Source organism: Alphaproteobacteria bacterium LSUCC0684 (assembly GCA_041228335.1).
Taxonomy (GTDB): Bacteria; Pseudomonadota; Alphaproteobacteria; order Puniceispirillales; family UBA1172.
In genome coordinates this window covers 1,629,324-1,653,554 of record CP166130.1, presented here as the reverse complement: position 1 = coordinate 1,653,554, position 24,231 = coordinate 1,629,324, and the positions used below count along the sequence as shown (strand labels likewise).

Below are 24,231 nucleotides of genomic sequence, written 5' to 3'. Positions count from 1 at the left end.
GATCCTTCCCGGGATTGATAAGAGAATGATTTTGCAGGCAGGAGAATTCAGGCGTGAAAGATACGCTGGACATTATCGCGCCGGATGACTGGCATCTTCATCTTCGCGACGGGGAGATGCTCAGGGCCGTTCTGCCTGATACCGCACGGCATTTCCGCCGGGCCATCATCATGCCCAATCTCGTGCCGCCCCTTGTCCGCTCGACCGAGGTTGCGGCCTATCGTGAACGTATCCTCCGTGCCCTGCCCGAAGGGATGGAATTCACGCCGCTCATGACGGCGTATCTGACCGAAGATACCGACCCGGATGATCTGGTCCGGGGCCATGCCGACGGCATCCTGACGGCGGTCAAACTCTATCCGGCCGGGGCGACCACGAACTCCGCCTCCGGAGTGCGTGATATTGCCCGCGTCATGCCGGTGCTTGAACGCATGGCGGAGACGGGCCTGCCGCTCTGCGTGCATGGTGAGGTGACCGATGCGGCGGTGGATATCTTTGATCGGGAGCGTGTGTTCATCGAAACCGTGCTTGACCCGATTCGCACGGCGCTGCCGGAACTCAAGGTGGTCATGGAACATATCACCACCGCTGATGCGGCCGATTACATCAAGGCTGCCGCCACCCATCTGGCGGCGACGATCACCACCCATCATCTGATGATCAACCGCAATCATATTCTGGCCGGCGGTATTCGGCCACATTATTACTGCCTGCCGGTGGCGAAACGTGAAGACCACCGGCTTGCCCTGCGGCGGGTGGCGACCTCCGGTGATCCGCGGTTCTTTCTGGGCACGGATTCGGCGCCGCATCCGGACCGGGCCAAGCTGCAGGCTTGCGGCTGCGCCGGGATCTACTCCGCCCCCAATACGCTTTCCTGCCTTGCCCATGTCTTCGAAGAGGAAGGCGCCCTCGACCAGTTGGAAGGTTTTACCAGTCTGGGCGGGCCGGCGTTCTACGGGGTTGCGCCGAATGCCGCGACAATACGCCTTACCCGGCAGAAGACGCCCATCTCCTTTCCCGCAACCCTTGAGGCTGGGGATGAGACCGTGACGATCTTTGATCCGGGCGTTGACCTCTTCTGGCGTGTTGATACGATAAGCTGAACAGGAAAAGACCATGCTCCAGACAACCTATCCCGACCGAGATCACATAGCCCGTGCCGCCGCCAGAATGCTGCTGGAAATCGATGCCGTGCATTTCCGCAGTGATCCCCCATTTATCCTGACCTCAGGTGCGGCGAGCCCTGTTTATATCGACTGCCGAAAACTCATCTCCTTTCCGCGTATCCGGTCATCGCTGATGGATTTTGGCGTCGCGACGGTGATGGAAACAGCAGGATATGAGGCGTTTGACAGCGTTGCCGGCGGGGAGACTGCCGGTATTCCCTTTGCCGCCTGGTTTGCCGAACGGATGGGGCTGCCGATGCAGTATGTCCGCAAGAAGCCAAAGGGTTTCGGACGTGATGCCCAGATCGAAGGCCAGATCCGTGAAGGTGATCGGGTCTTGCTTGTCGAGGATCTTGCCACCGATGGCGGCAGCAAGATCGTCTTTGTGGATGCCTTGCGCAAGGCCGGGGCCGAATGCCACCATACCTTCGTTGTGTTTTTCTATGACATCTTCAAGGAAACACAAGAGATCATGGCCGATAACAACCTCACCCTCCATTACCTGACCACCTGGCGTGATGTGCTAAATCTTGCCCGCGAGATGGAGAAATTCGACAAGAAGACGCTTGATGCCGTGGCCGAATTTCTCGACGCGCCGAAAGACTGGTCGGCTGCCCATGGCGGGAAAGCCGACTAGCTCGCCGAAGCCTTTCTGTCAGCCAGAAGAGCATCGAGCTCTCCTGCACGTTCCAGCGCATAAAGGTCATCACAGCCGCCGATCGACTGGTCATTGATGAAGATCTGCGGCACGGATGTCCGCCCGCCAGCGCGCAAGGTCATGGCGCGGCGCGTCTCCGCATCAAAAGTGACGTCAATCTCGTTAAACGTGATGCCCTTCTGCTCAAGCAGGCGTTTTGCGGCACTGCAGTATCCACATAGTGAACTTGTATAAATCTCAACTTCTGCGCTCATGGTTCTGTCCTAGAAAAAGATTTCCTTGATTCCGTCGATGACAAACTGGGTGGCCAGCGCCCCGAGTATCATGCCGAAGAGCCGCTGAATGACCAGCGTGACAACAGGCGTCAGGATGCGGGTTGCAAACGCCGCCGCCTTCATCGCCACCGCGGCCAGCACGACAACAGCGGCGATCGGCAGAAAGCCCATCAGATGCCCGGCGCTGCCGAACGCCTCAGATTGTGCGGTCACGACGGTAAGCGTCAGGGCGGCCGGTCCGGCGATCAGGGGAATGGCCAGGGGAAAGACGGCGAGGCTGTCAAGCTCGGCTTTGCTGGCGACCTGCTCGGCGGTTGAAATCTTGCGGCTGGTGCGGCGTTCAAAGACCATCTCAAACGCCACAGCGAGCAGAAAGATCCCCCCCAATATTCGGAATGACGCCACCTCTACCCCGATCTTTTCCAGAAACGGTCCACCGAAAAGGTAGAAACTTCCCAGCACCCCGATGGCCACAATCGTGGCCACGATAATGATACGGTCGATCGCCGCCTTCCCATATGGGCTGACCATGGCAAGAAAGATGGGGGCAAGCGAAATCGGGTCGATGACCACCATCGCCAGCAGGAAGGTTTGTGTCCATTGATCAAGCATGCCGTATTCCGTGACCGAGGCCAGATCATGCTGGCCTTGATCTATCCCTTACCCCTATAAGGTAGGAATAACAACGCCATTTTCCCAGACTGGCCATGCTGTATTTTGTCACCCATCCCGATTACGATATCCCCCTGCCGCCGGAACATCGGTTTTCCGCATCGAAATTTTCGGCGCTGATGTCCTGCCTGATTGAGCAAAACCTTACCCGAGGGGTACGGATTATCTTCCCGCATCCCGTCACGCGTGATGATCTGGCACGGGTGCATGACCGCGGATATATTGACGCGGTAGCCGAAGGCACGCTAGATCCGTCGGCGCTTCGGGTGCTGGGCCTGCCCTGGTCGGAGCGTCTTGCCCGCCGGTCCTTTCTTGCCCCCGCCGGCACCTATCTTGCCGCAAAAAAGGCACTTGCCCACGGGCTTGCCTGCCATGCCGCGGGCGGGACGCATCATGCGCATTACAGCCACGGTGCAGGGTTCTGTGTTTTCAATGATCTTGCCTATGCCGCCACGCGGCTGATCGAGAGGGGCGAGGCAGGTTCTGTTCTGATCCTTGACGCCGATGTGCATCAGGGAGATGGCACCGCCCGCATCCTTGAAAAGGAGCGGGCTGTCTTTACCTGTTCCCTGCATTGCGCGAAAAACTACCCGGCCCGCAAGGCGGAAAGTGATCTTGATGTGGAAGTCCCGCGCGGGACCGGGGATGAGCTCTATCTTGCCATCCTTAATGATACCCTGCATCGGCTTATGGATCGCATCACCCCTGATCTCGTTCTCTATGATGCCGGGGTTGATGTTCATCGCGGCGATACCCTCGGCTGGCTTGATCTCAGCGATGCGGGGATACTGGCACGGGATGAAATGGTGCTGGACTGGTTCTGCCGCCGCGGGATACCGGTGGCAACGGTCATCGGCGGTGGCTACATCCCGGATCAGGGAGCGCTTGCGGCAAGGCATGCCCTGATTTTCCGCGCTGCCCGAGAGGTCTATCAGCGATATTTCACCGACGGAACAGAATCCGCAGAAGAAGCATCCCGACCCGTTTGATCACGGGCAGCATCACCGGCGACAGAAGAATGGGCAGGATCCTGTTTCTGAACTGCGATGAAAGCTGCGGCATGACCCGGCCGGCAACCCAGAAGACAAGAAAAGCGACAACAGCAATCAGCAGAAGTTTGGCGATCATGGCTGGCCACGCGCGATCTGGCCTGCAATCAGGCCGAGCATGGAAATACCGAGGCGGGAGGCCATCAGCGCACCCTGGCCGTTGATATCCTGCGCCGGCATCATTTCAACCATATTGAAGCCAATGATCGGGGCACGTTCGGAGGCCCGCCTGAAGATTTCCATCATCTGCCAGTAGTTGAGCCCGCCGGGCGCGGCGCCTATCACCGCGGGCATATGCACCGGATCAAGGCTGTCAACGTCAAGGGCGATATAAAGAGGCACGCCTTCGGGCAGGTCTTCGATGGCGCGGGCTATTCCGCCACCTTCAAGAAGTTGTTGCATGGGATGAAGGCGGGTGCCGTAATTCAGCGCATCCTTCACGTCACCTCCCCGGGCCGAGCCGATGCCGCGGGCGGCAAGCTGGACAATCGTGCCGATGTGATCCATTTCACTGGCCCGGCGCATATTGCTCGAAAGCCCCATCCTTTCGCCATCAACCTCGTCCCGCCAGTCGATATGGGCATCGATCTGGAGGATCGAGAGCGGCGCCTCATCCGCATAGGCTTCAAGCACGGGGATAGGGATACTGTCATCACCGCCAAAGATGAACGGCACCGCCCCGGCCCGTCGGAGCATGCCGATATGTTGCCGGATGATCTCCCTGTTGCGGGCGGTGATGGCGGCATCGGCGCTGTCGGTCACGTCAAGATTGCCGCAATCAACGGCCGTCACGCCTTCGGGAAGAATGCCCCCCGATGGTGCCGTGCCATGAAGATCAAAGTCATGATGATCGAGCATCCCGGGCCAGGTCCGGGCCTTCCTGATGGCGTCAGGCGCCTCCTTGCAATAGGAGCCGAGCGGGTACGGCGTGGCCGAACCGATCCCGAGGATGGCGATATCAGCCGTCATCTCTTCTGAAATTCGGCCTTCGGGAAGATTGAGCCATGTCCGGGCATCGTCACCCCCGAAAAGATCGCCCATGCGTGGTGATGAAGACATCTTTCCCCCTCAGGATATTCAGGCGGGATCCCCGCGCAGTTGCACCTCGATCTCGGGAATGAGGCGCAAGGCATCGGGGCTGAACGGGTTGATGGTGAGAATATGCCGATAAAGCTTTAGCGCTTCCTCCATATTGCCACGCTTGAGGCGTATCATGGCAAGGCCGGAGAGGGCCCCGAAATGTCGCGGCTCCCGCACCAGCACTTCGGCGATATCCTCTTCAGAGCCGGTCAGATTGCTCAACATGTAGCGCACGGTTGCTCTCTTGTTCCAGGCTTCCATGTAATCGGGTTCACGCTCGATCAGCTGCGTGAAGACACGCTCGGCGCCCTTGAAATTTCCTGCCTGCATCAGGGTGAGGCCATGCTCCATCATCACCTTGCTGGTGCTGTTTTCGCTGTCGCCGGTCCAGATCTGCCAGATCTCATGGATGGTCTTGGCGGCGGCGGTCTCTGTTGTGGCCTCGGCCAGATCATGGAAGAGGGCATTGAGCTGCGCGTTGCTTTCATCGGCCCGCCCTTCTGCAAGGGACGCGCCAGAAAGCATCAGGCACAGGGCCAGTCCTGAAAGGAGCCCGCGCAGATCTATTCGCATGGTTTTCATGAGGTACATACTCTATACTTATCTCTGGGCGCGGCCACCGCAAGGGGAAATGCAGGAAAAACACCTTGCCGCATGAGCATCTGGGGGGAGAATGACGTTTTTGAAGGGCTTTCTTCTGGGCTTGTCGCTGATCCTGGCCATCGGCGCACAGAATGCCTATGTGTTGCGGGCAGGCCTTAACGGCACCCATGTCTTTGCGATCTGTCTTTTCTGCGCGCTTTCCGATGCTGTTCTGATTGCCCTCGGGATCACGGGCATGGGGGCGGTGCTTGGCGGGATGGAAGATGTTTCCTTCTGGCTCTATCTTCTGGCCGCGGGCTGGCTTTCGGGATATGGCCTTCTGAGGTTGCGTGATGCCATCAAAGGGCAGTCCAGCCTCAAGGCAGAAGGGAGTGGCCAGCATAAACTGATCCCGGCGCTGGTGATGGCGGCGGCGTTGACCTGGCTCAACCCGCATGTCTACCTTGATACGGTGGTGCTGCTGGGCGGCATTGCATCAACTCTTGCGCCTCCGGAAAGGGCGGTTTTCGGCCTCGGCGCGGCGATCTCCAGTTTTGTCTTCTTTTTCGGGCTGGGGTATGGTGCAAAGGCCATAGGCCGCCACCTTACCAGCCCTGGAATATGGAAGCGCATTGATCTTGGCATTGCGCTGATCATGTTCTGGCTTGCCGCCGGGCTTCTGGCTGCGGCTTTCCGTCTCTAGAAGGGGTTTTTCATGTCCGAAGATACATTTCCTGCCAATCCCGGCCCGCTCAGCGGGCTTCGTATTCTCGATTTGACGCGAATCCTGGCCGGGCCGACGGCGACCCAGCTGCTCGGTGATCTTGGCGCGGATGTGGTGAAGGTTGAACGTCCGGGGCAGGGGGATGATACCCGCAGCTGGGGGCCGCCCTACCTTAACGATGCAGCGGGTCAGCCGACGACGGAAAGCGGGTATTATCTTGCGGCCAATCGAAACAAGCGGTCACTTGCTCTTGATATCACCACCGATGAAGGGGCGGCAACGCTTCAACGGCTTGCGGCCAAAGCTGATGTACTGATTGAAAACTTCAAACTTGGCGGGCTTGCAAAATACGGGCTTGGCTATGAGGATCTGAAGGCGGTTAACCCCGGGCTCATCTACTGTTCGATCACCGGTTTCGGCCAGACCGGCCCCAACGCGCATCGCGCCGGCTACGATATCATGGTCCAGGGCTATGGCGGTTATATGTCGATTACCGGCGAAAAGGGTGGACAGCCGCAGAAAGTCGGTGTTGCGGTGGCTGATCTGATCACGGGCATGTACAGCGTCACCGGTATTCTGGCCGCGCTCCGGCATCGCGACGCCACCGGCGAAGGCCAGCATATCGATATCGCGCTGGTGGACGCGCAAGTATCCTGGCTGGCGAATGTCGGGGTGAATTACCTTCTCTCCGGCATCGTGCCAGCGCCGATGGGCAATACCCATGCCAATATCGTTCCCTATCAGGTCTTTGCCACGGCCGACAGCCATGTGATCATCGCCGTCGGCAACGATACCCAGTTTGCCGCCTTTGCCGCCATCCTCGGCCGCGCAGATCTTGCCGAAGATGATCGTTTCAGAACCAACCCGGACCGGCTTCGCCATCGCGAGGTCATCGTCCCCTTGCTTGAGGAGCTGATCCGCCAGTGGAAACGCGATGATCTCCTCAAAGCCTGTGAAGAGAGGGGTGTTCCGGCAGGCCCGGTTCACAACATGGCGGATGTCTTTGCATCGGATCAGGTAAAGGCGCGCAAGATGAGGATTTCCATGCCCTATGAAGGGGCTGAACATGGCACGGTAGATCTTATCGGCAATCCGCTCAGATTATCGGCAACGCCCGTTTCCTACCGCCATGCGCCGCCGCGATGCGGCGAACATACCGATGAAGTGCTCGCAGACTGGCTCAAGGAGTAAATGGCCCGGTCAGGATCAGCGCAAGGCACCAAGATGTGCGGTGACCGAATCTTTCAGCGCCGCAAGGTCATATCCGCCTTCGAGCAGTGAAACGAGCCTGCCTTCAGCACAGTCTTCGGCCAGTTGCCGGATCATGGTGGTGAGGGTGGCAAAATCCCCGGCCTGAAGTTCAACGCTTGCCAGCGGGTCGTCGGCATGGGCATCGAAACCGGCCGAAAGAATGATCAGTTCAGGCTTGCCGGCCCTGATCCGGGGGATGAGGTGATCCCGCCAGATGGAAATCACCGTCTCGCCATCGCTGCCTGCGCGGAGCGGAGCATTGTGGATATTGCCCTTGCCGGTTTCATCTGCCGCGCCCGTTCCCGGGAATAGCGGCATCTGATGACTTGAAGCAAAAAGCAGATCACCATCGTTCCAGAAGGCAGCTTGCGTGCCGTTGCCGTGATGCACGTCGAAATCCACCACGGCAACGCGGGTGAGGCCATGGGCTTCACGCGCGTGCTCGGCGGCGATGGCAGCCGAAGAGAAAAGACAGAAACCCATGGGTGTGTCCGGCTCGGCGTGATGCCCGGGTGGACGGGCGGCAAGAAAGACGCGTTCGGCCGCCCCGGTCATGACTTCGTCAACCGCGAGAACCGCCCCGCCAGCGGCACGAAGACCAGCTTCAAGTGATCCGCGTCCCATATGGGTGTCGGGGTCAAGAGGCGTTGTCCCCTCATTTTCGGTGTCGTAGGCGGCGATGGCGTCGAGATAGGCATTGCCATGAACAAGGGCAATCCGGTCAGGTGCAGCTTTCGGCGCATCAAGGCGATCGATATCCTGAAACCTCTCTTCGATGGCCTGCCAGACGGCGCGAATCCGGTCCGGACGTTCGGGATGCCCCATGGGAACAGGGTGATGGACAAACGCCTCATGGGTGATGATCTTGAGCATGGATTGACCCTCTAGTCCTTCGGTTTGTCTTTTTTCGGCCTTCGCGTGACTTCAAGCCCGAGGAAGTCGAGCAGTCTCGGGATCAGGAATCTTGCGACAATGATGCTGAACCCTCCCCATATCAGGATATCGGCGATTTCCATCTTCAGGCTCCCTTGAGAAAGGTGAATTCGGCGACGGTGGCAGTCGTGCTGCTTGCGGTGACGGCGTCGGGATCCGCATAAATCCCGATCGAATGCAGAACCGGGGCTGTAATCACGCCATCTTCCTTGAGTGATGTGAGGGTGGCGGCAAAGCCTTTTTCCTCAAAATGCTGGGCATTGATGCCGATAAGGGCGAGGCCGCCGGGCTCGGCCAGGCCAAGGGCATGGATGAGCGCATCCGGGCCGAGATGGCCGAGGGTGAAGGTCCCGGCGCTGATCAGCGCCCGGTACCGCCGTTCCGGCAATGTGGACGGGTCGGTGAGATCCGCCAGATGCAATGCTGCATAGACATCTTTACTCGCCGCCACATCGAGCATGCCTTGTGAGATATCAAGCCCGTCAATCGGTGACGTAACGCCGAGATCACGCAAATGCTGACCAATAAGACCGGTGCCGCATCCGATATCGGCAATGCGGCCGTCCCCGTCGGGAAGCAGGCTGGCAAGAAGCCGGGCAATCCGTTCGGGATAGACATAGCCTTCGGCAATGGCGAAATCAGCTTCATAGGTTTCCGCCCAGCGATCGTAATAAAGGCGATGTTCTTCCGGGGTGGAGAGGCTGTAGGCTTCGTCCCTGTTCTGGTTCTCGTGGTTCATATCCTGACTGTAGCAAAATCCGCCCGGGATTGAAGCAGTTTTGCACCCTCTTTTTTCAACGAGGACATTTGTCAGGGTGAGGTGATTTTTGCATGGCCAAATCTTTCCCGCATGGGTAGGCTTAGTCTTCAGGGTTGAGGAGAAGCAGGCGATGACACGGGTGATTTCAAGCTATTATGGCGGGGCGCCTCGTCCGCAGGGAGCGGCGGCACAAAAAGTGCCGAAATACTATCCGGCGACAGGCGAAGTCATCGCCGAAGTGGAACTTGCCACATCTGCCATGCTTGATGAAGCCGTGGCCATGGCAGGCGAGGCGCAGAAAGACTGGGCGAAAGCATCCGTTCAGGCCCGGGGGCAGATCCTCATCCGTTGCGCTACGGCCCTGCGGGACGCCAATGATGAACTTTCCCGGCTTGAGGTGCAGGACGTCGGCAAGGTTTTTGCCGAAGCCAGTTCGGCCGATGTGCCGAGCGGGCCCGATGTGATGGAATATCTCGGCGCCGCGATCATGACCTATACCGGCACCCAGCATCAGTGGCCGGGCGCGGTGGGGTATACACGGCGCGTACCGCTCGGGGTTTGCGCCGGGGTTGGCGCCTGGAACTTTCCGGCGCAGATCGCGCTCTGGAAGTCGTCGCCGGCGCTGGCCATGGGCAATGCCTTCATCCTGAAACCATCGGAGATGACGCCGCTCGTCTCGCTGAGGATTGCGGAAATCATGGAAGAGGCTGGCCTGCCGCCCGGGCTGATGAACGTCATGCAGGGAGATGGTGCGCTTGGCTCGGCCATCTGCGCGCATCCCGGTATCGCCAAGGTCTCGCTGACCGGCGGGTCTGCCACCGGCCGCAAGATCATGGCGCAGTCGGCGGACAGCCTCAAGCGGGTGACATTGGAACTCGGCGGCAAGGCACCGCTGATCCTGTTTGAGGATTGCGATCTGGAAAAGGCGGCAACCACCGCGCTTGAGGCCAATTTCTATACCGCCGGTGAGGTCTGTTCAAACGCCACCCGCGTTTTTGTCCAGCGATCTGTTGCTGATGAAATCATCCGGCTGATGAAGGAAAAAACCGAAGCCATGACGGTCGGTGACCCGATGTCCGATGACGTCCAGATGGGGGCGTTGATCTCGGAGCCGCACCTGAAGAAGGTTCTCGGCTATGTTGAAAAAGGTATTGCCGAAGGTGCCAGCCTTGTCACGGGAGGCAACCGGCTTCACCCGCAAGGGGTTGAAGGCGGCTATTTCATGCAGCCTACCATTCTCGGCAACTGCACCGATAGCATGACCGTGGTGAAGGAGGAGATCTTCGGCCCGGTCATGAGCGTTCTAGTTTTCGACACCGAAGACGAGGCAGTTGAGCGGGCCAACGCAACCGAATATGGTCTCGGCGCGGGGCTTTTCACCCGTGATCTGAGCCGCGCCCACCGTGTCGCGGGCAAGCTCGAAGCCGGCAATGTCTGGGTCAATTCGTATAATCTAATTCCGCCGGACATGCCTTTTGGCGGCGTCAAGAATTCAGGTTTTGGACGGGAATCCTCGGCTTTTGCTTTTGAAGCCTACAGCGATATCCGGGCCACATATATTGCCATTGATGATGAGTAAGGGAGCAAGATATGAGCGCATCATCTTTCTTTGAGCCGGTTTCCGGCGCTCAACTGCCAAGATTTGCCGGCGTGCCGACCTTCATGCGTCTGCCGATAGTGGGTTTTGACCACCCGAGAATAGGGGAGGTGGATATCGGCATCGTCGGTGTGCCATGGGATGGCGGGACAACCAACCGCCCCGGTGCCCGCCATGGCCCGCGCCAGTTGCGTGACCTTTCGACCATGATCAGGTCCACCCATCCTGTTTCCTATATCTCCCCATTCAAGATGGTGAATTGCGCGGATCTTGGCGATTGCCCGATCAATCCGGCCGATCTCAACGATACGCTGGAACGGGTGACGAATTTCTACGCTGAGATCAGTTCAAGAGGCATCATCCCCATGACCGCAGGGGGGGATCATCTGGTCTCGCTGCCGGTTCTCCGCGGTCTTGCCACAAACGGTCCGGTGGGGATGATCCATTTCGATGCCCATACCGATCTTTTCGACAGCTATTTCGACGGCTTCCGCTTCACCCATGGCACCCCGTTCCGCCGGGCCATCGAAGAAGGCCTGCTTGACCCGAAACGGGTGGTGCAGATCGGTATCCGCGGCACCATGTATGATGGCGAAGATATCGAATGGGGAAGGGCAAACGGCGTTACGATCATCACCATGGATGAGTTTGCCGATCGTAGTATTGCCGATGTCATGGATCAGGCCCGGGCTGTCGTTGGCGATGCGCCAACCTATGTCAGTTTTGATATCGACTGTATCGATCCTGCCTTTGCCCCTGGCACGGGCACGCCTGAAATCGGCGGCTTCACCACCCGCGAAGCCCAGTTGCTCGTGCGGCGGCTCGAAGGGCTCAACCTCATCGGTGCTGATCTGGTGGAAGTTTCACCGCCATTCGATCAAAGCGGCAACACGGCCTGGGTTGGTGTTTCCATGATGTTCGAATTGCTCTGCATGTTGGCGGTCGCGGTTGATGCCCGGAATTAGGCCAGCCTCGGACCTGCTCCAGTTAAGCAGGCAGGCCTGGCCGGAGGCGCGGGGATGACGTCACCCGCAGCGCCCGACACGCCGGCTACCCGCAAGGTCAAGGCAGCGCTTGACGCAGCAGGGATGTCAGCGCGGCTGGTTGCACTTGCGGAGACCGCCCGCAGCGCCGAAGAGGCAGCCAGCTCGCTCAAGGTTGATGTCGCGGCCATCGTCAAGACGCTGATTTTCGATCTCGTTCCATCGGCAGGTCCGCTCCAAGGCCAGCCGATGCCGGTTGCCGTGCTCATCAGCGGGGATCGGCGCTGTGATATGGCGGCGGTTGTCCGGGTTCTTGGCCTTGGCGGCAAGATCAGCCGCCCGGATGCTACACGCGTCAAGGACGTGACAGGTTATTCCATCGGGGGAGTTTCGCCGGCAGGCCTGCCCGAAGAGGTGGTGGTGCTGATCGACTCGGCGCTGTCACGTTCGGAAACCGTCTGGGCAGCGGCGGGGCATACGCATCTGGTGTTCGGGTGCAGCTTTGCTGAACTTGAGCGGCTCACGGGCGGCCGGGTGACCGGGGAGATCAGCATGCCGGCGTCATCTTAGCCCGGCTCGGGCGGCAATGGGGCAGAACCGAAGATCAGCCTCGACATAAAAAGTTTCATCCAGTCCATTGGCGTTTATCCTGTCTTGCAAGATGAGCACGGTTTGCCCCATAATCGGTTACGTTAACAGTGCCTTTCAAGGGCCGATCCAGGAGAGTGATCAGATGGCGGAGAAAGTCGTATCCTTCACGCGGATGGATGAAGGAACTTATGAAGATTATCAGATGCTTGCGGAACTCGAGCATGAATATTGCGACCGGACCGCGGATCGCATCCTTGACCAGTTGGAAGGGCAGGGCAGGGAATCCCTCACCGGATACAAGATCAACCGGCTTGAGCATGGGCTGCAATCGGCGGCAAGGGCGGAACATGACGGCGCCGATCTCGACTGGATCGTCGCGGCCCTCATCCATGATATCGGCGACGGGCTTTCACCACAGAATCACGATCGCATGGCGGCCGAAATCATCCGACCCTATGTGCGGGAAGAAGTTTCCTGGGTGGTGGAAAAACACGGCATTTTCCAGATGAAATACTACGGCCATCATTATGGCTGGAATCCAGATAAACGCGATGAATTCCGCGAAAACCCCTATTGGCAGAGCTGCGCCGATTTCTGTGAGCGCTGGGATCAGATGTCCTTTGACCCGGACTACCCGATGCCGCCCCTTTCGTATTACGAGCCGATGGTGAGAGAGGTTTTTTCCCGCAAGGCATGGGATGACAGATATATCCGGCCCGGGGAGGTTGTGGGGCTGCCGGAAGATCGCCATCCTCGTTAGTTTTCGCGTTCAGCACCCCGGAGGTTTTGCATGAAGTTGACGGCTTTTCTCAAGGCGGCAATACAGGCCGGCGAGACGGATGCCGATCAGGTTTCCGTCATTCTCGGTCTAGCCGATGCGGCAGGGCAGATCACGCATCTGGTGCATCGAAACGGTATATCCGCTGATCTTGGGTCGGATATCGGCGGCACCAACAGCGATGGCGACAGCCAGAAAGCTCTTGATGTTCAGGCAGAAGAGCTGATCTGCTCGTGTCTTTCCGGCAGCGGTGCTGCCTGTCTTCTTTCCGAGGAGCAGGAAGATCCGGTGCCGCTCAACCCTGAAGGAAGCCTCCTTGTTGCCGTGGACCCGCTGGACGGGTCATCGAATATCAGCGTCAACGTGACCATCGGAACCATTTTCTCGCTGCTGCCGGCAGGTGACGTGCCGGCCGAAAACACCCTTCAGCCTGGCCGCAACCAGCTGGCGGCCGGATTTTTCACCTACGGCCCACAGACAACGCTCATCCTTGGTCTGGCCGGAAGCGACAAGGCAAGGTGCTTTGTTCTTGATCCGGATCACGGGGAGTTCGTCGCCATGGCAGGGGATGTGGAAATCCCTGCCTCAACCAATGAATTTGCGATCAATTCCGCCTACGCAAATCACTGGTATCCGCCGGTTCAGCGATGGATGGCCGATGTGCTGGCGGGCAAGGATGGCCCGCTCGGCAGATCATTCCGCATGCGCTGGGTTGGTTCGCTTGTTGCCGATGCCTGGCGAATCTTTCGCCGCGGCGGCATCTTCCTCTATCCCGGGGACAACCGCCCCGGCAATGAGGCCGGGCGGCTCAGGCTTGTCTACGAAGCCAGCCCCATGGCATTTCTGGCGGAAAAGGCAGGTGGCAGAGCAAGTCATGGCACCGGCGCCATTCTTGATCTTGTGCCGGAACACCTGCATCAGCGTGTGCCGCTCTTCTTCGGAGCAAGGGAAGATGTGGAGCGACTGGAAAAGGAGCATCAATAGCGCCATTTTGGGGCGATCCCCGGTTGAAGAGAGGCGCAACAGTTGCTAAGAAAGGCTACCAGCCACGGCTTCGGCAGATACGCGATCAAGATGTGCCGAATTCCGTGGGCAATGAGAAGAGGGTCAGATGTCCAGCGTCAATGCTTCCGCGTCTCTGGGGCGCAAAATGGCGGATGCCATTCGGTTTCTTTCAATGGATGCGGTGCAGGCGGCAAATTCCGGTCATCCCGGCATGCCGATGGGCATGGCAGATGTTGCCGCCGTTCTTTTTTCGGAATTCATCAAACTGAACCCTTCGGACCCGTCCTGGCCGGACCGGGATCGATTCGTTCTTTCCGCCGGGCATGGCTCGATGCTCCATTACGCGGTGAATCATCTCATGGGTTATGCCGACATGACGATGGATCAGATCCGTAATTTCCGCCAGTTTGGGGCCATTACCGCCGGGCATCCCGAATACGGCATGGCAAAAGGTATCGAAACAACTACCGGGCCGCTCGGGCAGGGTCTTGCCACCTCGGTCGGCATGGCGCTGGCCGAACGGATCATGGCGTCGCGCTTTGGCGAGAAGCTCGTCAACCACCGCACCTGGGTGATTGCCGGTGACGGCTGTCTTCAGGAAGGGATCAGCCATGAGGCGATTGATCTTGCCGGGCATCTGAAACTCGGCCGGCTGACGGTGTTCTGGGACGACAATTCCATCTCCATCGATGGCGGCACGGATCTTTCGACCTCGACCAATCAGATCGCCCGTTTCCGCGCCGCCGGCTGGCATGTCCAGTCCATCGATGGCCATGATCACGACGCTATCCGCCTGGCGGTGACCGCCGCCATGTCCAGCCGCAAGCCGTCGCTCATTGCCTGCAAGACGACCATCGGCTTTGGCGCCCCGACCCTTGCCGGAACGGCCAAGACACATGGCGCGCCTCTCGGGGATGAAGAGATTGCCGCAACCCGCAAGGCGCTGGGCTGGTCCAGCCCGCCTTTTGAGATTCCGGCCGATGTGGCCGAAGCCTGGACAAACGCCGCAAGGCGATCAGTTCCGGATTACGAGGACTGGACTGAAAGGCTCGAAACCTCACCAAAGCGCAAGCGCTTTACTGCCGCCATCTCCGGTGAGCTGCCAGCGAAATTCACCCGCATGATGAAAGCCTATATTAAACAGCTCAAAGAGGACGCGCCGAAACTGGCCACGAGACAATCGAGCCAGAAAACGCTTGAGGTGGTGAATGCCGCCACCGACCTGACCATCGGCGGCTCGGCTGATCTCACCGGCTCGAACCTGACAAAGACCGCCGATACAGCCCCTGTTCTGCCGGGCAGGTTCAAGGGCCGGTATATCTATTACGGGATACGCGAGCACGGGATGGCCGCTGCCATGAACGGAATTGCCCTTCATGGCGGGCTTGTTCCCTATGGCGGGACGTTCCTTGTCTTCTCGGATTACGCCCGGGGCGCGATGCGTCTTTCCGCCCTGATGCAGCAGCGTGTTGTCTATGTGATGACCCATGATTCCATCGGTCTTGGAGAAGACGGGCCGACGCATCAGCCGATCGAGCATCTCGCCATGCTTCGGGCAACGCCGGATCTTCATGTCTTCCGTCCCGGTGACGCGGTGGAAGTGGCCGAAGCCTGGGAAGTGGCGCTCGGCCTTGCGAATGCGCCATCGGTACTGGCCCTGTCGCGTCAGGCTACGCCAACGCTGCGGCGGGAGAAATCATCCGAAAACAAGGTTGCCCTTGGCGGTTATGTCCTGGCTGAGGCAGATGGCAGGCGTGATATCACCCTGATTGCCACCGGCACGGAACTCGCGCTTGCGATGGAGGCAAGAGACATCCTCAAGGCAGAGCATCATATCAACGCGGCGGTGGTCTCACTTCCCTGCTGGGAGCTTTTTGACCGGCAGGAGGAGGCCTATCGCAAATCTGTTCTGGGCGAAGGGCCCCGGATCGCTGTTGAAGCCGCTTCAGGTTTCGGCTGGGAGAAATATATCGGCACCGATGGCGGATTCATCGGCATGAACAGTTTCGGTGAATCCGCGCCGGGCCCGAAACTCTATGATCATTTCAACATCACCGCCGCGGCAGTGGCCGCAAAAGCGGTGGCAATCATCACGTCCTGAAGGGGAAGACGCATGGCAGTAAAAGTCGCAATTAACGGATTTGGCCGGATCGGCCGGAACATACTTCGCGGGATTATCGAATCCGGGCGGACAGATATTGAGGTGGTGGCGATCAACGACCTCGGCCCGGTTGAAACCAACGCGCATCTTCTGCAATATGACAGCGTTCACGGCAGGTTCCCGGCGAATGTTACCGTGGATGGTGACGCCATCAATGTTGGGCGCGGCCCGATCAAGGTGACGGCCATCCGTGACCCGAAAGATCTGCCCTGGGGTGATATGGGTGTTGATATCGCCATGGAATGCACCGGGATTTTCACCGATCGCGACAAGGCGGCGGCACATCTTGAAAACGGCTCCCGCCGTGTTCTTGTCTCGGCTCCGGCCACCGGCGCTGACCTGACCGTTGTCTATGGCGTCAACCATGATAAACTGACCGCCGAACATATGGTTGTCTCCAACGCCTCCTGCACGACGAACTGTCTTGCGCCTGTTGCCGCGGTCCTTCATGGTGCCGTCGGCATTGAGCAGGGATTCATGACCACAATCCACAGCTATACCGGCGATCAACCGGTCCTGGATACGATGCACAAGGATCTTTATCGTGCCCGGGCGGCCGCCACCAGCATGATCCCCACCACCACCGGTGCCGCCAGAGCGGTTGGCCTGGTCCTGCCGGAGTTGAACGGCAAGCTTGATGGTGTGGCGATGCGGGTGCCTACCCCGAATGTTTCGGTGGTTGATCTCAAATTCACCACCAATCGTGCGACCAGCGTCGAGGAAATCAACGGCCTTATCCGCGACGCCGCCGATGGCAGGCTCAAGGGCGTGCTCGGCTATACCGATGCACCCCTTGTGTCGATGGATTTCAACCATGACCCGAGATCTTCCATCTTCCACATGGACCAGACCAAGGTCATGGAAGGCGGGCTTTGCCGGATCATGACCTGGTACGATAATGAATGGGGTTTCTCCAACCGGATGGCGGATACCGCCGTTGCAATGGGGGCCCTGATCTAGGGATAAGAAAGAGATGACCACGCGTCCGATCCGCATTGCCCCGTCTATTCTTTCCGCTGATTTTGCCTGCCTTGGCGATGAGGTTTCAGCCGTGGAGGAAGCGGGGGCGGATTGGATTCACCTTGATGTGATGGATGGTGATTTTGTGCCTAACATCACCTTTGGCCCGCCGGTGATCAAGCGTTTGCGTGGCCGGAGCGAGACATGCTTTGATGCGCATCTGATGATCAGCAATCCCGATGCCTATATCGCTGATTTCGCTGATTCGGGGGCGGAGATCATCACCATTCATGCCGAAGCCTGCCGCCATCTTGACCGCTCGCTTGCGGCCATCCGTGATCTTGGCGTCAAGGCCGGGGTTGCGCTCAACCCGGCGACACCTGTTGCGGCGATTGCCCATGTGATCGATCGTCTCGACCTCGTTTTGCTGATGACGGTCAATCCGGGTTTCGGCGGCCAGAAATTCATTGAGGCGGTGCTCCCGAAAATCAGCGCTGTTGCCGAGATGATTGGCGACAGACCCGTTGATATCGAAGTCGATGGAGGCGTGACAGTGCAAACCGCCCCGCTGGTTGCAGCCGCCGGGGCCAATGTACTGGTGGCGGGGTCAGCGGTGTTCGGCAAGAACGATCCGGCGCTCTATGCCGAAAATATCCGCGCTATCCGCAACGCCGCCGAAGATGCGGCATCCCGGGCAGGCAGGTGAAACCGATGCATGTCTTTCAGTCCATCAGGGAAAATGTTCTGGTGCCCATCCATCCGGCAGGCTGGCCGTTCATTTCCATTTTTGCCATCGCAACGCTGATTCTGTCCGCGCTCTGGGAGCATTTTTTCTGGCCTGGTCTGATCCTCACTCTATGGTGTGTCTATTTCTTCCGTAATCCGGTCCGGACGACTCCCGACAGGGAGGGGCTCGTCATCGCCCCGGCAGATGGCCGTGTTCTTTCCGTTGAAGATCTGCCCGCACCGGCGGAAATGGATCTGCCCGATGCGTCCTATACCCGGATTGCGATCTTCATGAATGTCTTTGATGTGCATGTTAACCGCGCGCCAATGTCAGGCACGGTCGTCGACAAATTCTATTTCCCCGGGGCGTTTCTCAATGCCAGCCTTAACAAGGCATCTGAAGAGAATGAACGTCTCGGTCTGGTGATCAAGACCGACCATGGGCCGGTGATCGGCTGTATCCAGATCGCAGGTCTGGTGGCGCGCCGTATTCTCTGTGATGTGGCCGAAGGCGATACGCTCAAGACAGGTGAACATTACGGGATCATCCGCTTCGGCAGCCGGGTGGATGTCTGGCTGCCCAAACCGGTAAAGGTTCTGGCCATCCCCGGTCAGCGGACAATTGCCGGTGAAACCATGATTGCCGATTACACTCGCGGCGCCAAGGCGAATACAACGGGGACAGCGCGCTGATGGCCGGCAAGGATAATTCCTCTCCACCGAGAAGGCGCGGCCGGCTGATCGCCAATGTCAGCCTTGCCTGGATGCTGCCGAATTTCCTGACGATCTCGGCTCTTCTCTGCGGGATGTCGGCGCTCCGATTTGCCCTTCATGATCGCTGGGAAGCGGCCATTATCATGGTGGCGGCGGCAGCCATACTCGATGCGCTGGACGGGCGGATGGCGCGCATGCTCAAAACCTCGAGCAATTTCGGCGCCCAGCTGGACAGCCTCTCGGATATGGTGGTGTTCGGGGTGGTGCCGTCGCTGCTGCTCTATTTCTGGGCACTGGAAGAAGGCGGGCGGATAGCCTGGGCCGCCTGCATGTTCTACACGGCCTGCTGCGCCCTGCGGCTGGCTCGGTTCAATTCCGAATTGCACGATACGCCCGCCTGGGCGAGCAACTATTTCACCGGCATCCCGTCTCCGGCGGCGGCGTTTCTGGCGCTTGCCCCGGTGGTGGCGAGTTTCCGGTTTGATTGGCCCGCCGCGCTGGAATGGCAGCATCTGGCACTATGGCTTGCGCTGGTGGGGGCCGGGGCGATTTCCACGATCCCGACTTTTGCTGGAAAAGGTGTCCGCCTGCCGCGAACCTCCGCCCTGCCGGCGATGGCATTGTTTGCGCTGGTGCTGGCAGCACTGGTGGCGCGGCCATGGGATGTATGGGTCGGTCTTGCGCTCGTCTATCTTGCCCTGATCCCTGTCTCGATTGTTAAATTCCATCGCCTGAAAGCCGAACACGAACCGTCTTCCTGAGTGTTCAATCTCTTTGCCGATGGGCGCGGTTTTATCCCCTTTTGGTCAATCTGCCCGCGGTGATGAACTGGCTGAAGCGTTCGCACCAGATCACGACAGCGGCATATCCGGCGGTATCCAGCCCGGCCGGGATTTCATAGGAGAAATTCCTGAACCCCTTGATGCGGGCGATCTCGAGTGATTGTGCCTTGATCGCGGCAAAGCCTTCCTCATCCTCGACATAGGAAGGGGCCAGGTAAAGCCGGTAATCCGGGCCGGGGGAAACTTCCCCTTCAAGGGTGACGCGATCAGATGAAAGATACAGCGTTCCCTCCCCCCAATGGAGAGCATCAGAGCCGGGCAGGTCGCGCCGGAAGACGGCCTGGCGTTCGGCCTTGTCCGCAGCGGCCTGCACAATGGCGATATCCGCCGGTTCATCGGCGATCAGAATGGGCAGAAAATAGACGCCGAGACCAAAGCCGATGACAAGCCCGGCAAAAAATTTCAGGGTCAGGGCCAGAAAAAACCGCTGGCGCCAGTATTCCACGAACTGGTGGAAACTGTTTTTTGAAGGTGGTGTCTTTGTCATGGTTCTCCGGGCATGATCTTGCCTCCAGGATTTGCAGGCATCGGCATGCGTCCTCTTATTGGTATCCTTCCTTGATACACGAAAAAGCTGAAGAAAACCTTAACCGGTGATGAATTCAATTCCCCAGAGCAGCAGCATCCCGGTGAGGATGGTCAACGGAACGCTGCGGGTCCAGAACGCAACGATGGACGCACCGATGAAAGCCGGGATACGCGGATTGTCCATCACATTGATCATATCGCCGGTCACCAGCACTTCGGGGGCAATGATCGCGGCCATGACCGCCGGCCCGACATAGCCGAGAAGCCGTTTCAGGCGTTCGGGTATCGGCCGGTCTCCCAGCAGCCCGATCATGGAATACCGCGCCGCAAAGGTCATCAGCCCCGCCGCAATCATGACAGCCCAGATCATGACCTTGCATCCTTTCGTGCCAGAAAATCCTCGGTCATTGCGCCCGCCACCATGCCGGCGATGGCGGCAATGATGACGCCGGTATTCCAGGGCAGGTTCCGTGCCATGAGGGCAACACCGCCTGCGGTGATGAGAGCGGCGAGAGCAGGTTTCTGCCGCACCATCGGGGCCAGCAGCGCCATGAAGGTCAGCGGAATGGCAAAGCCGAGCCCGAGGGATTGCGGCAGGGTCGCCCCGATCAGAATACCGGTAGCGGTAGCGGCCTGCCAGCACGTCCAAAGGGTAAGGCCGGTGCCGAGCAGATGATAATGCTGATAAGGGCCATGCGGCCGGGTTTCCAGACGGTTGAGGGAGATGAAAAACGCTTCATCGGTCAAAAGATAGGAAAGAAGGATGCGCCAGCCCCGGCCCAGATGGCCAAGATACTGAACCATCGAGGCGGAATAGAGCGCATGCCTCAGATTGACGATTCCGACCGTCCCGGCAATGACCATCCCGCTGGCCCCGGCCGTGACCATCTGGGCGAAAATGACCTGGCTTGCCCCGCCGAAGACGATGGACGACATGAAGAAAACGGCCAGCGGATCCATGCCGGCGCCGACGCCAAGGACGCCGAACACCATCCCGAAAGGAAAGATGCCGATCAGCAGAGGCGCTTCTTCCATGATGCCTGTTCTGAATTCTTCTGAACGGCTGGGTGTTGGCAATGACATCGGAAAGCCTCGATCAATGGGGGCGTGGTTGCCTGCCCCATCAATACAAGAGGAAGGCTCGGGGATGCAAATCCATTTTCGGGCGAAGATCACGGGTCCGGGGGAATATGGGTGATGAAGGTGCGGTTGCCTCTTGAGGGGCATCATGCTAGATCGAAAGCACTGTAATCGATCATGAGCAGCGCCAATGTCCTCCTCCTCCTCTGCCTCTCTTTTTGCTTCCCTTGACGATATTGATATTTCCGGCAAGAGGATTTTCTTCCGCACGGACCTGAACGTGCCCATGGCCGATGGCGTTATTACCGATACAACACGTATCGACCGCACTGCCCCGGGGATAGCCGCGCTGGCTGCACGTGGTGCCCGGGTCATTGTGGCGGCGCATTTCGGCCGTCCCAAGGGCAGGCGCGACATGTCGGCGAGCCTTGCCCCGATAGCGCCTGCGCTGGCGAAGGCTGTGGGCCGGCCGGTTGATTTTGCCGAAGACTGCATCGGTTCGGCGGTGCGGGAGAAATCCCGGCAGATGCAGGATGGCGATATTCTTCTTCTTGAAAATCTCCGGTTTCATCCCGGGGAAGAACAGGGCGAGGAGAGTTTCGCCAGCGCTCTTGCTGAACTTGCGGATATCTATGTCAATGATGCCTTCTCCGCAAGCCATCGTGATCATGCGTCCATAGCGGCACTGGCACAGTTTCTTCCCGCCTATCCGGGCCCGCTCATGGCCGAAGAGCTGGCGGCATTGACGGCGGCGCTTGAGGCACCAACACGTCCCCTTGCGGCGGTGGTTGGCGGCGCCAAAGTGTCAACGAAACTGGCGGTGCTGAACCATCTTGTTGAAAAGGTGGAAACCCTGATTGTTGGCGGCGGCATGGCCAATACGTTCCTGCTGGCTAAGGGGATCGGGATCGGCGGCTCTCTTGCCGAAGCCGATATGGCGGATGAAGCAGGCAGAATCATGGCGAGGGCAGAAGAAACGGGTTGCCAGTTGATCCTCCCCGATGATGTCGTGCTGGCCCGTGAATTCAGGAAAGGGGCACCGGCACGCACCCTGACGCTCGGCGAAGGCGAGATTGCCGATGATGAAATGATCCTCGATACCGGCCCTCTGACCGTGGCCCGGGCCATGGCGGCGGTTGATCAGTCGCATACCCTTGTCTGGAACGGGCCGATGGGGGCCTTTGAACTTCCGCCTTTTGATGCGGCCACCGTGGCATTGGCCCGGCATGTTGCCCGGCGCAGCAGCGAATCCGGGCTCGTATCGGTTGCGGGTGGCGGCGATACCGTCGCGGCCCTCAACACCGCCGGGGTGGAGCAGGATTTCCATTATGTCTCAACCGCGGGCGGGGCCTTTCTTGAATGGATGGAAGGCCGGGTTCTCCCCGGCGTTGCGGCCCTGATGGTGCGGGGCTGATCAGGATATGCCGGTTGTTGTTTTCGATCTGGATGGAACGCTTGTCCACTCCGCGCCTGATATCGCCTGGCATCTGAACGCCGCGATTGCCGCGCATTGCGAAAGCGTGCCATCGCTTTCCGAAGATGACGTCGAGATGCTGATCGGTGGCGGGCTGATGGATCTCATCATCCGGGGTTTTGCCGCCCTTGATCTTGCCCCCGATGACGCCACGCTTGATGCAACGATCACGTCTTACCGAAAGATGTATCTTGCATCTCCCGTGGTGAAGACAACCCTTTATCCCGGGGTGGAGGACATGCTGTCGGCACTGAAGAATGCAGGCTACGGCATCGCCCTCTGCACCAACAAGAGCGAAGACACCGCCCATGCCGTGCTCCGGCATTTTGATCTTCTGCCGATGTTTGATGCGGTGGTTGGCGGCGATACGACGCCGACACGCAAACCTGATCCGGCCTCGCTCCTTGCCGCGGTTGAACGGGCAGGAGGCGTGCCTGGCCGCGCCGTCATGGTCGGGGACAGCAAGGCAGATGCCGGGGCAGCGCACGCCGCCGGCACAAGCCTCATCCTTGTGGATTGGGGATATTCGGCGGTGAATGTCCATGATCTCGGCGGCGATGCCGTGATCTCCTCCTATGACGGGTTTATCGATCAGGTGGCGCCGCTTGCCGGGTAGCGTCAGGCTTGCATAAGACGCGGCGGCCTCCCATATATAAAAGCAAAGAAAGGAAGGTCTTGATGTTTTCCATGCTGATGAAGAAACTCGAACTTCCCGCAAAGGCAGATGCCTTGCCCGGCCGCGGATCCCCCATTATTGAACCAGGGCCACATGCGGTGCTGGGCAATCCCATCATCCCGCCCTTTCCCGAAGGGATGCAGCGTATTCTGCTTGGCCTGGGTTGTTTCTGGGGGGCTGAACGTCTCTTCTGGACTCAAAAAGGCGTGTGGACAACCTCGGTAGGGTATGCTGGCGGCTTTACGCCGAACGCCACCTATCAGGAAGTATGCAGCGGCGGCACCGGCCATACCGAAGCGGTAGAGGTCGTGTTTGATCCGGAGGCGGTTTCCCTTGATGAGCTGCTGCAGATTTTCTGGGAAAGCCATGATCCGACCCAGGGCATGCGTCAGGGAAATGATATCGGCACCCAGTATCGATCCGCCATCTACGCGGATGATGCCGATCAGCTCAACGCCGTGCGCGCCAGCCGTGAGGCGTATCAAAAGGCCCTGAACCGCGCCGGGTATGGCAGCATCACGACCGAAATTGATCTCGCCGGTGCATATTATCTCGCCGAGGACTATCATCAGCAGTATCTGCATAAAAATCCGAACGGATATTGCGGGCTCAGGGGAACAGGCGTGGCTTGCGCGATTTCCTGATCAGGAAGGTGCGGAAACAGAAGGATCAGCTGGTCAGGATGATGAGAGGTTTTGGGGCTTGACCCATCCCGTTCCAGCCGCTATACGTCTTCACACCTGAACATCAATTGAACGAAAGCATTCGATATGAAAGTCGCAAGCTCGCTCAAAACACTGAAATCACGTGATCGCAACTGCCAGGTTGTGCGTCGTCGCGGCCGTCTTTACGTTATCAACAAGAAGAACCCGCGCATGAAGGCACGCCAGGGCTGATCGCCATCGCTGAAATCAAATCGCAAACCCGGCTCAGGCCGGGTTTTTGTTTGCCCGGAGAAAGGGCCTC

General features: G+C 58.9%; 30 protein-coding genes. 19 read left to right on the top strand and 11 right to left on the bottom strand.

All coding sequences use genetic code 11. The features are described from left to right. Positions 1 to 53 precede the first annotated feature (53 nt). Complete coding sequence (gene pyrC, locus AB8880_07915; protein XDZ64852.1) at positions 54 to 1,103, top strand: dihydroorotase; 1,050 nt, start codon at positions 54 to 56, stop codon at positions 1,101 to 1,103. Between the two features lie 13 nt (positions 1,104 to 1,116). Beyond that, entirely contained in the window at positions 1,117 to 1,803 is a 687-nt protein-coding gene (locus tag AB8880_07910) for an orotate phosphoribosyltransferase (protein ID XDZ64851.1), read from the top strand. Here AB8880_07910 and grxC read toward each other — a convergent pair. Together grxC and AB8880_07900 are read right to left on the bottom strand one after the other, a co-directional pair. Beyond that, positions 1,800 to 2,078: a glutaredoxin 3 gene (grxC, locus tag AB8880_07905; GenBank protein ID XDZ64850.1), complete on the bottom strand. Its 279-nt coding sequence runs from the start codon at positions 2,076 to 2,078 to the stop codon at positions 1,800 to 1,802. The two genes, AB8880_07910 and grxC, sit on opposite strands and share 4 nt — an antisense overlap. Positions 2,079 to 2,087: 9 nt before the next feature. After that, entirely contained in the window at positions 2,088 to 2,711 is a 624-nt protein-coding gene (locus AB8880_07900) for a MarC family protein (GenBank protein XDZ64849.1), read from the bottom strand. A 95-nt stretch (positions 2,712 to 2,806) separates the two neighbouring features. On the opposite strand from AB8880_07900, the gene AB8880_07895 reads away from it, so the two are divergent. After that, positions 2,807 to 3,760: a histone deacetylase gene (locus AB8880_07895; GenBank protein ID XDZ64848.1), complete on the top strand. Its 954-nt coding sequence runs from the start codon at positions 2,807 to 2,809 to the stop codon at positions 3,758 to 3,760. On the opposite strand, the gene AB8880_07890 is transcribed toward AB8880_07895, so the two are convergent. Genes AB8880_07890 through AB8880_07880 form a run of 3 tightly spaced genes read right to left on the bottom strand, consistent with a single transcriptional unit; the run spans position 3,714 to position 5,482 of the window. Next, positions 3,714 to 3,899 carry a hypothetical protein gene (locus AB8880_07890; protein ID XDZ64847.1) on the bottom strand — a complete coding sequence of 62 codons (186 nt, stop codon included), beginning with the start codon at positions 3,897 to 3,899 and terminating at the stop codon, positions 3,714 to 3,716. The genes AB8880_07895 and AB8880_07890 overlap by 47 nt on opposite strands. Continuing rightward, a complete protein-coding gene (locus AB8880_07885) occupies positions 3,896 to 4,879 on the bottom strand; it encodes an arginase family protein (GenBank protein XDZ64846.1) in 984 nt (327 codons plus the stop codon). The genes AB8880_07890 and AB8880_07885 overlap by 4 nt, the downstream gene beginning before the upstream one ends. 18 nt (positions 4,880 to 4,897) lie before the next feature. After that, on the bottom strand, positions 4,898 to 5,482 hold the full coding sequence (locus tag AB8880_07880; GenBank protein ID XDZ64845.1) for a tetratricopeptide repeat protein: 585 nt from the start codon (positions 5,480 to 5,482) through the stop codon (positions 4,898 to 4,900). A gap of 91 nt (positions 5,483 to 5,573) precedes the next feature. Between AB8880_07880 and AB8880_07875 the strand changes: the two genes are divergently transcribed. Then, on the top strand, positions 5,574 to 6,185 hold the full coding sequence (locus AB8880_07875; protein XDZ64844.1) for a LysE/ArgO family amino acid transporter: 612 nt from the start codon (positions 5,574 to 5,576) through the stop codon (positions 6,183 to 6,185). A gap of 12 nt (positions 6,186 to 6,197) precedes the next feature. Continuing rightward, positions 6,198 to 7,397 (top strand): CaiB/BaiF CoA transferase family protein, encoded by a 1,200-nt coding sequence (locus AB8880_07870; protein ID XDZ64843.1) that lies wholly within the window; start codon positions 6,198 to 6,200, stop codon positions 7,395 to 7,397. A gap of 15 nt (positions 7,398 to 7,412) precedes the next feature. Here the strand turns inward: AB8880_07870 and AB8880_07865 are convergent, their stop codons facing one another. From AB8880_07865 to AB8880_07855, 3 genes are read right to left on the bottom strand one after another with little or no spacing between them, the layout of a single operon-like run. Continuing rightward, positions 7,413 to 8,330 carry a histone deacetylase family protein gene (locus AB8880_07865; GenBank protein ID XDZ64842.1) on the bottom strand — a complete coding sequence of 306 codons (918 nt, stop codon included), beginning with the start codon at positions 8,328 to 8,330 and terminating at the stop codon, positions 7,413 to 7,415. Positions 8,331 to 8,341: 11 nt separating this feature from the next. Further along, on the bottom strand, positions 8,342 to 8,473 hold the full coding sequence (locus AB8880_07860) for a hypothetical protein (GenBank protein ID XDZ64841.1): 132 nt from the start codon (positions 8,471 to 8,473) through the stop codon (positions 8,342 to 8,344). A 2-nt stretch (positions 8,474 to 8,475) separates the two neighbouring features. Then, the gene (locus tag AB8880_07855) at positions 8,476 to 9,129 is read right to left on the bottom strand and encodes a class I SAM-dependent methyltransferase (protein ID XDZ64840.1); all 654 of its coding nucleotides are present in this window, start codon (positions 9,127 to 9,129) and stop codon (positions 8,476 to 8,478) included. A 151-nt stretch (positions 9,130 to 9,280) separates the two neighbouring features. On the opposite strand from AB8880_07855, the gene betB reads away from it, so the two are divergent. From betB to AB8880_07805, 10 genes are all read left to right on the top strand, one after another. Next, positions 9,281 to 10,729, top strand: coding sequence for a betaine-aldehyde dehydrogenase (gene betB / locus AB8880_07850; GenBank protein ID XDZ64839.1), 1,449 nt, complete (start codon positions 9,281 to 9,283; stop codon positions 10,727 to 10,729). An 11-nt stretch (positions 10,730 to 10,740) separates the two neighbouring features. After that, positions 10,741 to 11,712 carry an agmatinase gene (gene speB / locus AB8880_07845; GenBank protein ID XDZ64838.1) on the top strand — a complete coding sequence of 324 codons (972 nt, stop codon included), beginning with the start codon at positions 10,741 to 10,743 and terminating at the stop codon, positions 11,710 to 11,712. Between the two features lie 54 nt (positions 11,713 to 11,766). Beyond that, entirely contained in the window at positions 11,767 to 12,300 is a 534-nt protein-coding gene (locus tag AB8880_07840) for a YbaK/EbsC family protein (protein ID XDZ64837.1), read from the top strand. A 163-nt stretch (positions 12,301 to 12,463) separates the two neighbouring features. Then, positions 12,464 to 13,081: an HD domain-containing protein gene (locus tag AB8880_07835; protein ID XDZ64836.1), complete on the top strand. Its 618-nt coding sequence runs from the start codon at positions 12,464 to 12,466 to the stop codon at positions 13,079 to 13,081. Positions 13,082 to 13,111: 30 nt separating this feature from the next. After that, positions 13,112 to 14,083, top strand: a complete 972-nt coding sequence (locus tag AB8880_07830; protein XDZ64835.1) for a class 1 fructose-bisphosphatase — start codon at positions 13,112 to 13,114, stop codon at positions 14,081 to 14,083. A gap of 127 nt (positions 14,084 to 14,210) precedes the next feature. Next, positions 14,211 to 16,205, top strand: a complete 1,995-nt coding sequence (gene tkt, locus AB8880_07825) for a transketolase (protein XDZ64834.1) — start codon at positions 14,211 to 14,213, stop codon at positions 16,203 to 16,205. A 12-nt stretch (positions 16,206 to 16,217) separates the two neighbouring features. Next, positions 16,218 to 17,225, top strand: coding sequence for a type I glyceraldehyde-3-phosphate dehydrogenase (gap, locus tag AB8880_07820; GenBank protein XDZ64833.1), 1,008 nt, complete (start codon positions 16,218 to 16,220; stop codon positions 17,223 to 17,225). Between the two features lie 13 nt (positions 17,226 to 17,238). Beyond that, positions 17,239 to 17,931 (top strand): ribulose-phosphate 3-epimerase, encoded by a 693-nt coding sequence (rpe, locus tag AB8880_07815; GenBank protein XDZ64832.1) that lies wholly within the window; start codon positions 17,239 to 17,241, stop codon positions 17,929 to 17,931. A 5-nt stretch (positions 17,932 to 17,936) separates the two neighbouring features. Continuing rightward, positions 17,937 to 18,644, top strand: coding sequence for a phosphatidylserine decarboxylase (locus AB8880_07810; GenBank protein XDZ64831.1), 708 nt, complete (start codon positions 17,937 to 17,939; stop codon positions 18,642 to 18,644). Then, complete coding sequence (locus AB8880_07805; GenBank protein XDZ64830.1) at positions 18,644 to 19,426, top strand: phosphatidylcholine/phosphatidylserine synthase; 783 nt, start codon at positions 18,644 to 18,646, stop codon at positions 19,424 to 19,426. The genes AB8880_07810 and AB8880_07805 overlap by 1 nt, the downstream gene beginning before the upstream one ends. A 31-nt stretch (positions 19,427 to 19,457) precedes the next feature. Here AB8880_07805 and AB8880_07800 read toward each other — a convergent pair whose 3' ends face one another. The 3 genes from AB8880_07800 to AB8880_07790 all read right to left on the bottom strand — a co-directional run bounded on the left by AB8880_07800 (position 19,458) and on the right by AB8880_07790 (position 21,118). Then, a complete protein-coding gene (locus tag AB8880_07800; protein XDZ64829.1) occupies positions 19,458 to 19,994 on the bottom strand; it encodes a DM13 domain-containing protein in 537 nt (178 codons plus the stop codon). A gap of 99 nt (positions 19,995 to 20,093) precedes the next feature. Next, positions 20,094 to 20,405, bottom strand: coding sequence for an AzlD domain-containing protein (locus AB8880_07795; protein XDZ64828.1), 312 nt, complete (start codon positions 20,403 to 20,405; stop codon positions 20,094 to 20,096). Further along, positions 20,402 to 21,118: an AzlC family ABC transporter permease gene (locus AB8880_07790; protein ID XDZ64827.1), complete on the bottom strand. Its 717-nt coding sequence runs from the start codon at positions 21,116 to 21,118 to the stop codon at positions 20,402 to 20,404. Before AB8880_07790 ends, AB8880_07795 begins: the two co-directional genes overlap by 4 nt. A 187-nt stretch (positions 21,119 to 21,305) precedes the next feature. On the opposite strand from AB8880_07790, the gene pgk reads away from it, so the two are divergent. The 4 genes from pgk to ykgO all read left to right on the top strand — a co-directional run bounded on the left by pgk (position 21,306) and on the right by ykgO (position 24,161). Next, positions 21,306 to 22,529, top strand: coding sequence for a phosphoglycerate kinase (gene pgk / locus AB8880_07785; protein XDZ64826.1), 1,224 nt, complete (start codon positions 21,306 to 21,308; stop codon positions 22,527 to 22,529). A gap of 7 nt (positions 22,530 to 22,536) precedes the next feature. After that, the gene (locus AB8880_07780; protein XDZ64825.1) at positions 22,537 to 23,205 is read left to right on the top strand and encodes an HAD-IA family hydrolase; all 669 of its coding nucleotides are present in this window, start codon (positions 22,537 to 22,539) and stop codon (positions 23,203 to 23,205) included. 62 nt (positions 23,206 to 23,267) lie between these two features. Further along, positions 23,268 to 23,909 carry a peptide-methionine (S)-S-oxide reductase MsrA gene (gene msrA / locus AB8880_07775; protein ID XDZ64824.1) on the top strand — a complete coding sequence of 214 codons (642 nt, stop codon included), beginning with the start codon at positions 23,268 to 23,270 and terminating at the stop codon, positions 23,907 to 23,909. 126 nt (positions 23,910 to 24,035) lie between these two features. Next, positions 24,036 to 24,161, top strand: a complete 126-nt coding sequence (gene ykgO / locus AB8880_07770; protein ID XDZ64823.1) for a type B 50S ribosomal protein L36 — start codon at positions 24,036 to 24,038, stop codon at positions 24,159 to 24,161. Positions 24,162 to 24,231: the final 70 nt, after the last annotated feature.

Coding starts and splice junctions, on each gene's coding strand:
- AB8880_07910 (XDZ64851.1), top strand. CDS start 1,117: ATGCTCCAGACAACCTATCCCGACCGAGATCACATAGCCCGTGCCGCC.
- grxC (XDZ64850.1), bottom strand. CDS start 2,078: ATGAGCGCAGAAGTTGAGATTTATACAAGTTCACTATGTGGATACTGC.
- AB8880_07900 (XDZ64849.1), bottom strand. CDS start 2,711: ATGCTTGATCAATGGACACAAACCTTCCTGCTGGCGATGGTGGTCATC.
- AB8880_07895 (XDZ64848.1), top strand. CDS start 2,807: ATGCTGTATTTTGTCACCCATCCCGATTACGATATCCCCCTGCCGCCG.
- AB8880_07890 (XDZ64847.1), bottom strand. CDS start 3,899: ATGATCGCCAAACTTCTGCTGATTGCTGTTGTCGCTTTTCTTGTCTTC.
- AB8880_07885 (XDZ64846.1), bottom strand. CDS start 4,879: ATGTCTTCATCACCACGCATGGGCGATCTTTTCGGGGGTGACGATGCC.
- AB8880_07880 (XDZ64845.1), bottom strand. CDS start 5,482: ATGAAAACCATGCGAATAGATCTGCGCGGGCTCCTTTCAGGACTGGCC.
- AB8880_07875 (XDZ64844.1), top strand. CDS start 5,574: ATGACGTTTTTGAAGGGCTTTCTTCTGGGCTTGTCGCTGATCCTGGCC.
- AB8880_07870 (XDZ64843.1), top strand. CDS start 6,198: ATGTCCGAAGATACATTTCCTGCCAATCCCGGCCCGCTCAGCGGGCTT.
- AB8880_07865 (XDZ64842.1), bottom strand. CDS start 8,330: ATGCTCAAGATCATCACCCATGAGGCGTTTGTCCATCACCCTGTTCCC.
- AB8880_07860 (XDZ64841.1), bottom strand. CDS start 8,473: ATGGAAATCGCCGATATCCTGATATGGGGAGGGTTCAGCATCATTGTC.
- AB8880_07855 (XDZ64840.1), bottom strand. CDS start 9,129: ATGAACCACGAGAACCAGAACAGGGACGAAGCCTACAGCCTCTCCACC.
- betB (XDZ64839.1), top strand. CDS start 9,281: ATGACACGGGTGATTTCAAGCTATTATGGCGGGGCGCCTCGTCCGCAG.
- speB (XDZ64838.1), top strand. CDS start 10,741: ATGAGCGCATCATCTTTCTTTGAGCCGGTTTCCGGCGCTCAACTGCCA.
- AB8880_07840 (XDZ64837.1), top strand. CDS start 11,767: ATGACGTCACCCGCAGCGCCCGACACGCCGGCTACCCGCAAGGTCAAG.
- AB8880_07835 (XDZ64836.1), top strand. CDS start 12,464: ATGGCGGAGAAAGTCGTATCCTTCACGCGGATGGATGAAGGAACTTAT.
- AB8880_07830 (XDZ64835.1), top strand. CDS start 13,112: ATGAAGTTGACGGCTTTTCTCAAGGCGGCAATACAGGCCGGCGAGACG.
- tkt (XDZ64834.1), top strand. CDS start 14,211: ATGTCCAGCGTCAATGCTTCCGCGTCTCTGGGGCGCAAAATGGCGGAT.
- gap (XDZ64833.1), top strand. CDS start 16,218: ATGGCAGTAAAAGTCGCAATTAACGGATTTGGCCGGATCGGCCGGAAC.
- rpe (XDZ64832.1), top strand. CDS start 17,239: ATGACCACGCGTCCGATCCGCATTGCCCCGTCTATTCTTTCCGCTGAT.
- AB8880_07810 (XDZ64831.1), top strand. CDS start 17,937: ATGCATGTCTTTCAGTCCATCAGGGAAAATGTTCTGGTGCCCATCCAT.
- AB8880_07805 (XDZ64830.1), top strand. CDS start 18,644: ATGGCCGGCAAGGATAATTCCTCTCCACCGAGAAGGCGCGGCCGGCTG.
- AB8880_07800 (XDZ64829.1), bottom strand. CDS start 19,994: ATGACAAAGACACCACCTTCAAAAAACAGTTTCCACCAGTTCGTGGAA.
- AB8880_07795 (XDZ64828.1), bottom strand. CDS start 20,405: ATGATCTGGGCTGTCATGATTGCGGCGGGGCTGATGACCTTTGCGGCG.
- AB8880_07790 (XDZ64827.1), bottom strand. CDS start 21,118: ATGTCATTGCCAACACCCAGCCGTTCAGAAGAATTCAGAACAGGCATC.
- pgk (XDZ64826.1), top strand. CDS start 21,306: ATGTCCTCCTCCTCCTCTGCCTCTCTTTTTGCTTCCCTTGACGATATT.
- AB8880_07780 (XDZ64825.1), top strand. CDS start 22,537: ATGCCGGTTGTTGTTTTCGATCTGGATGGAACGCTTGTCCACTCCGCG.
- msrA (XDZ64824.1), top strand. CDS start 23,268: ATGTTTTCCATGCTGATGAAGAAACTCGAACTTCCCGCAAAGGCAGAT.
- ykgO (XDZ64823.1), top strand. CDS start 24,036: ATGAAAGTCGCAAGCTCGCTCAAAACACTGAAATCACGTGATCGCAAC.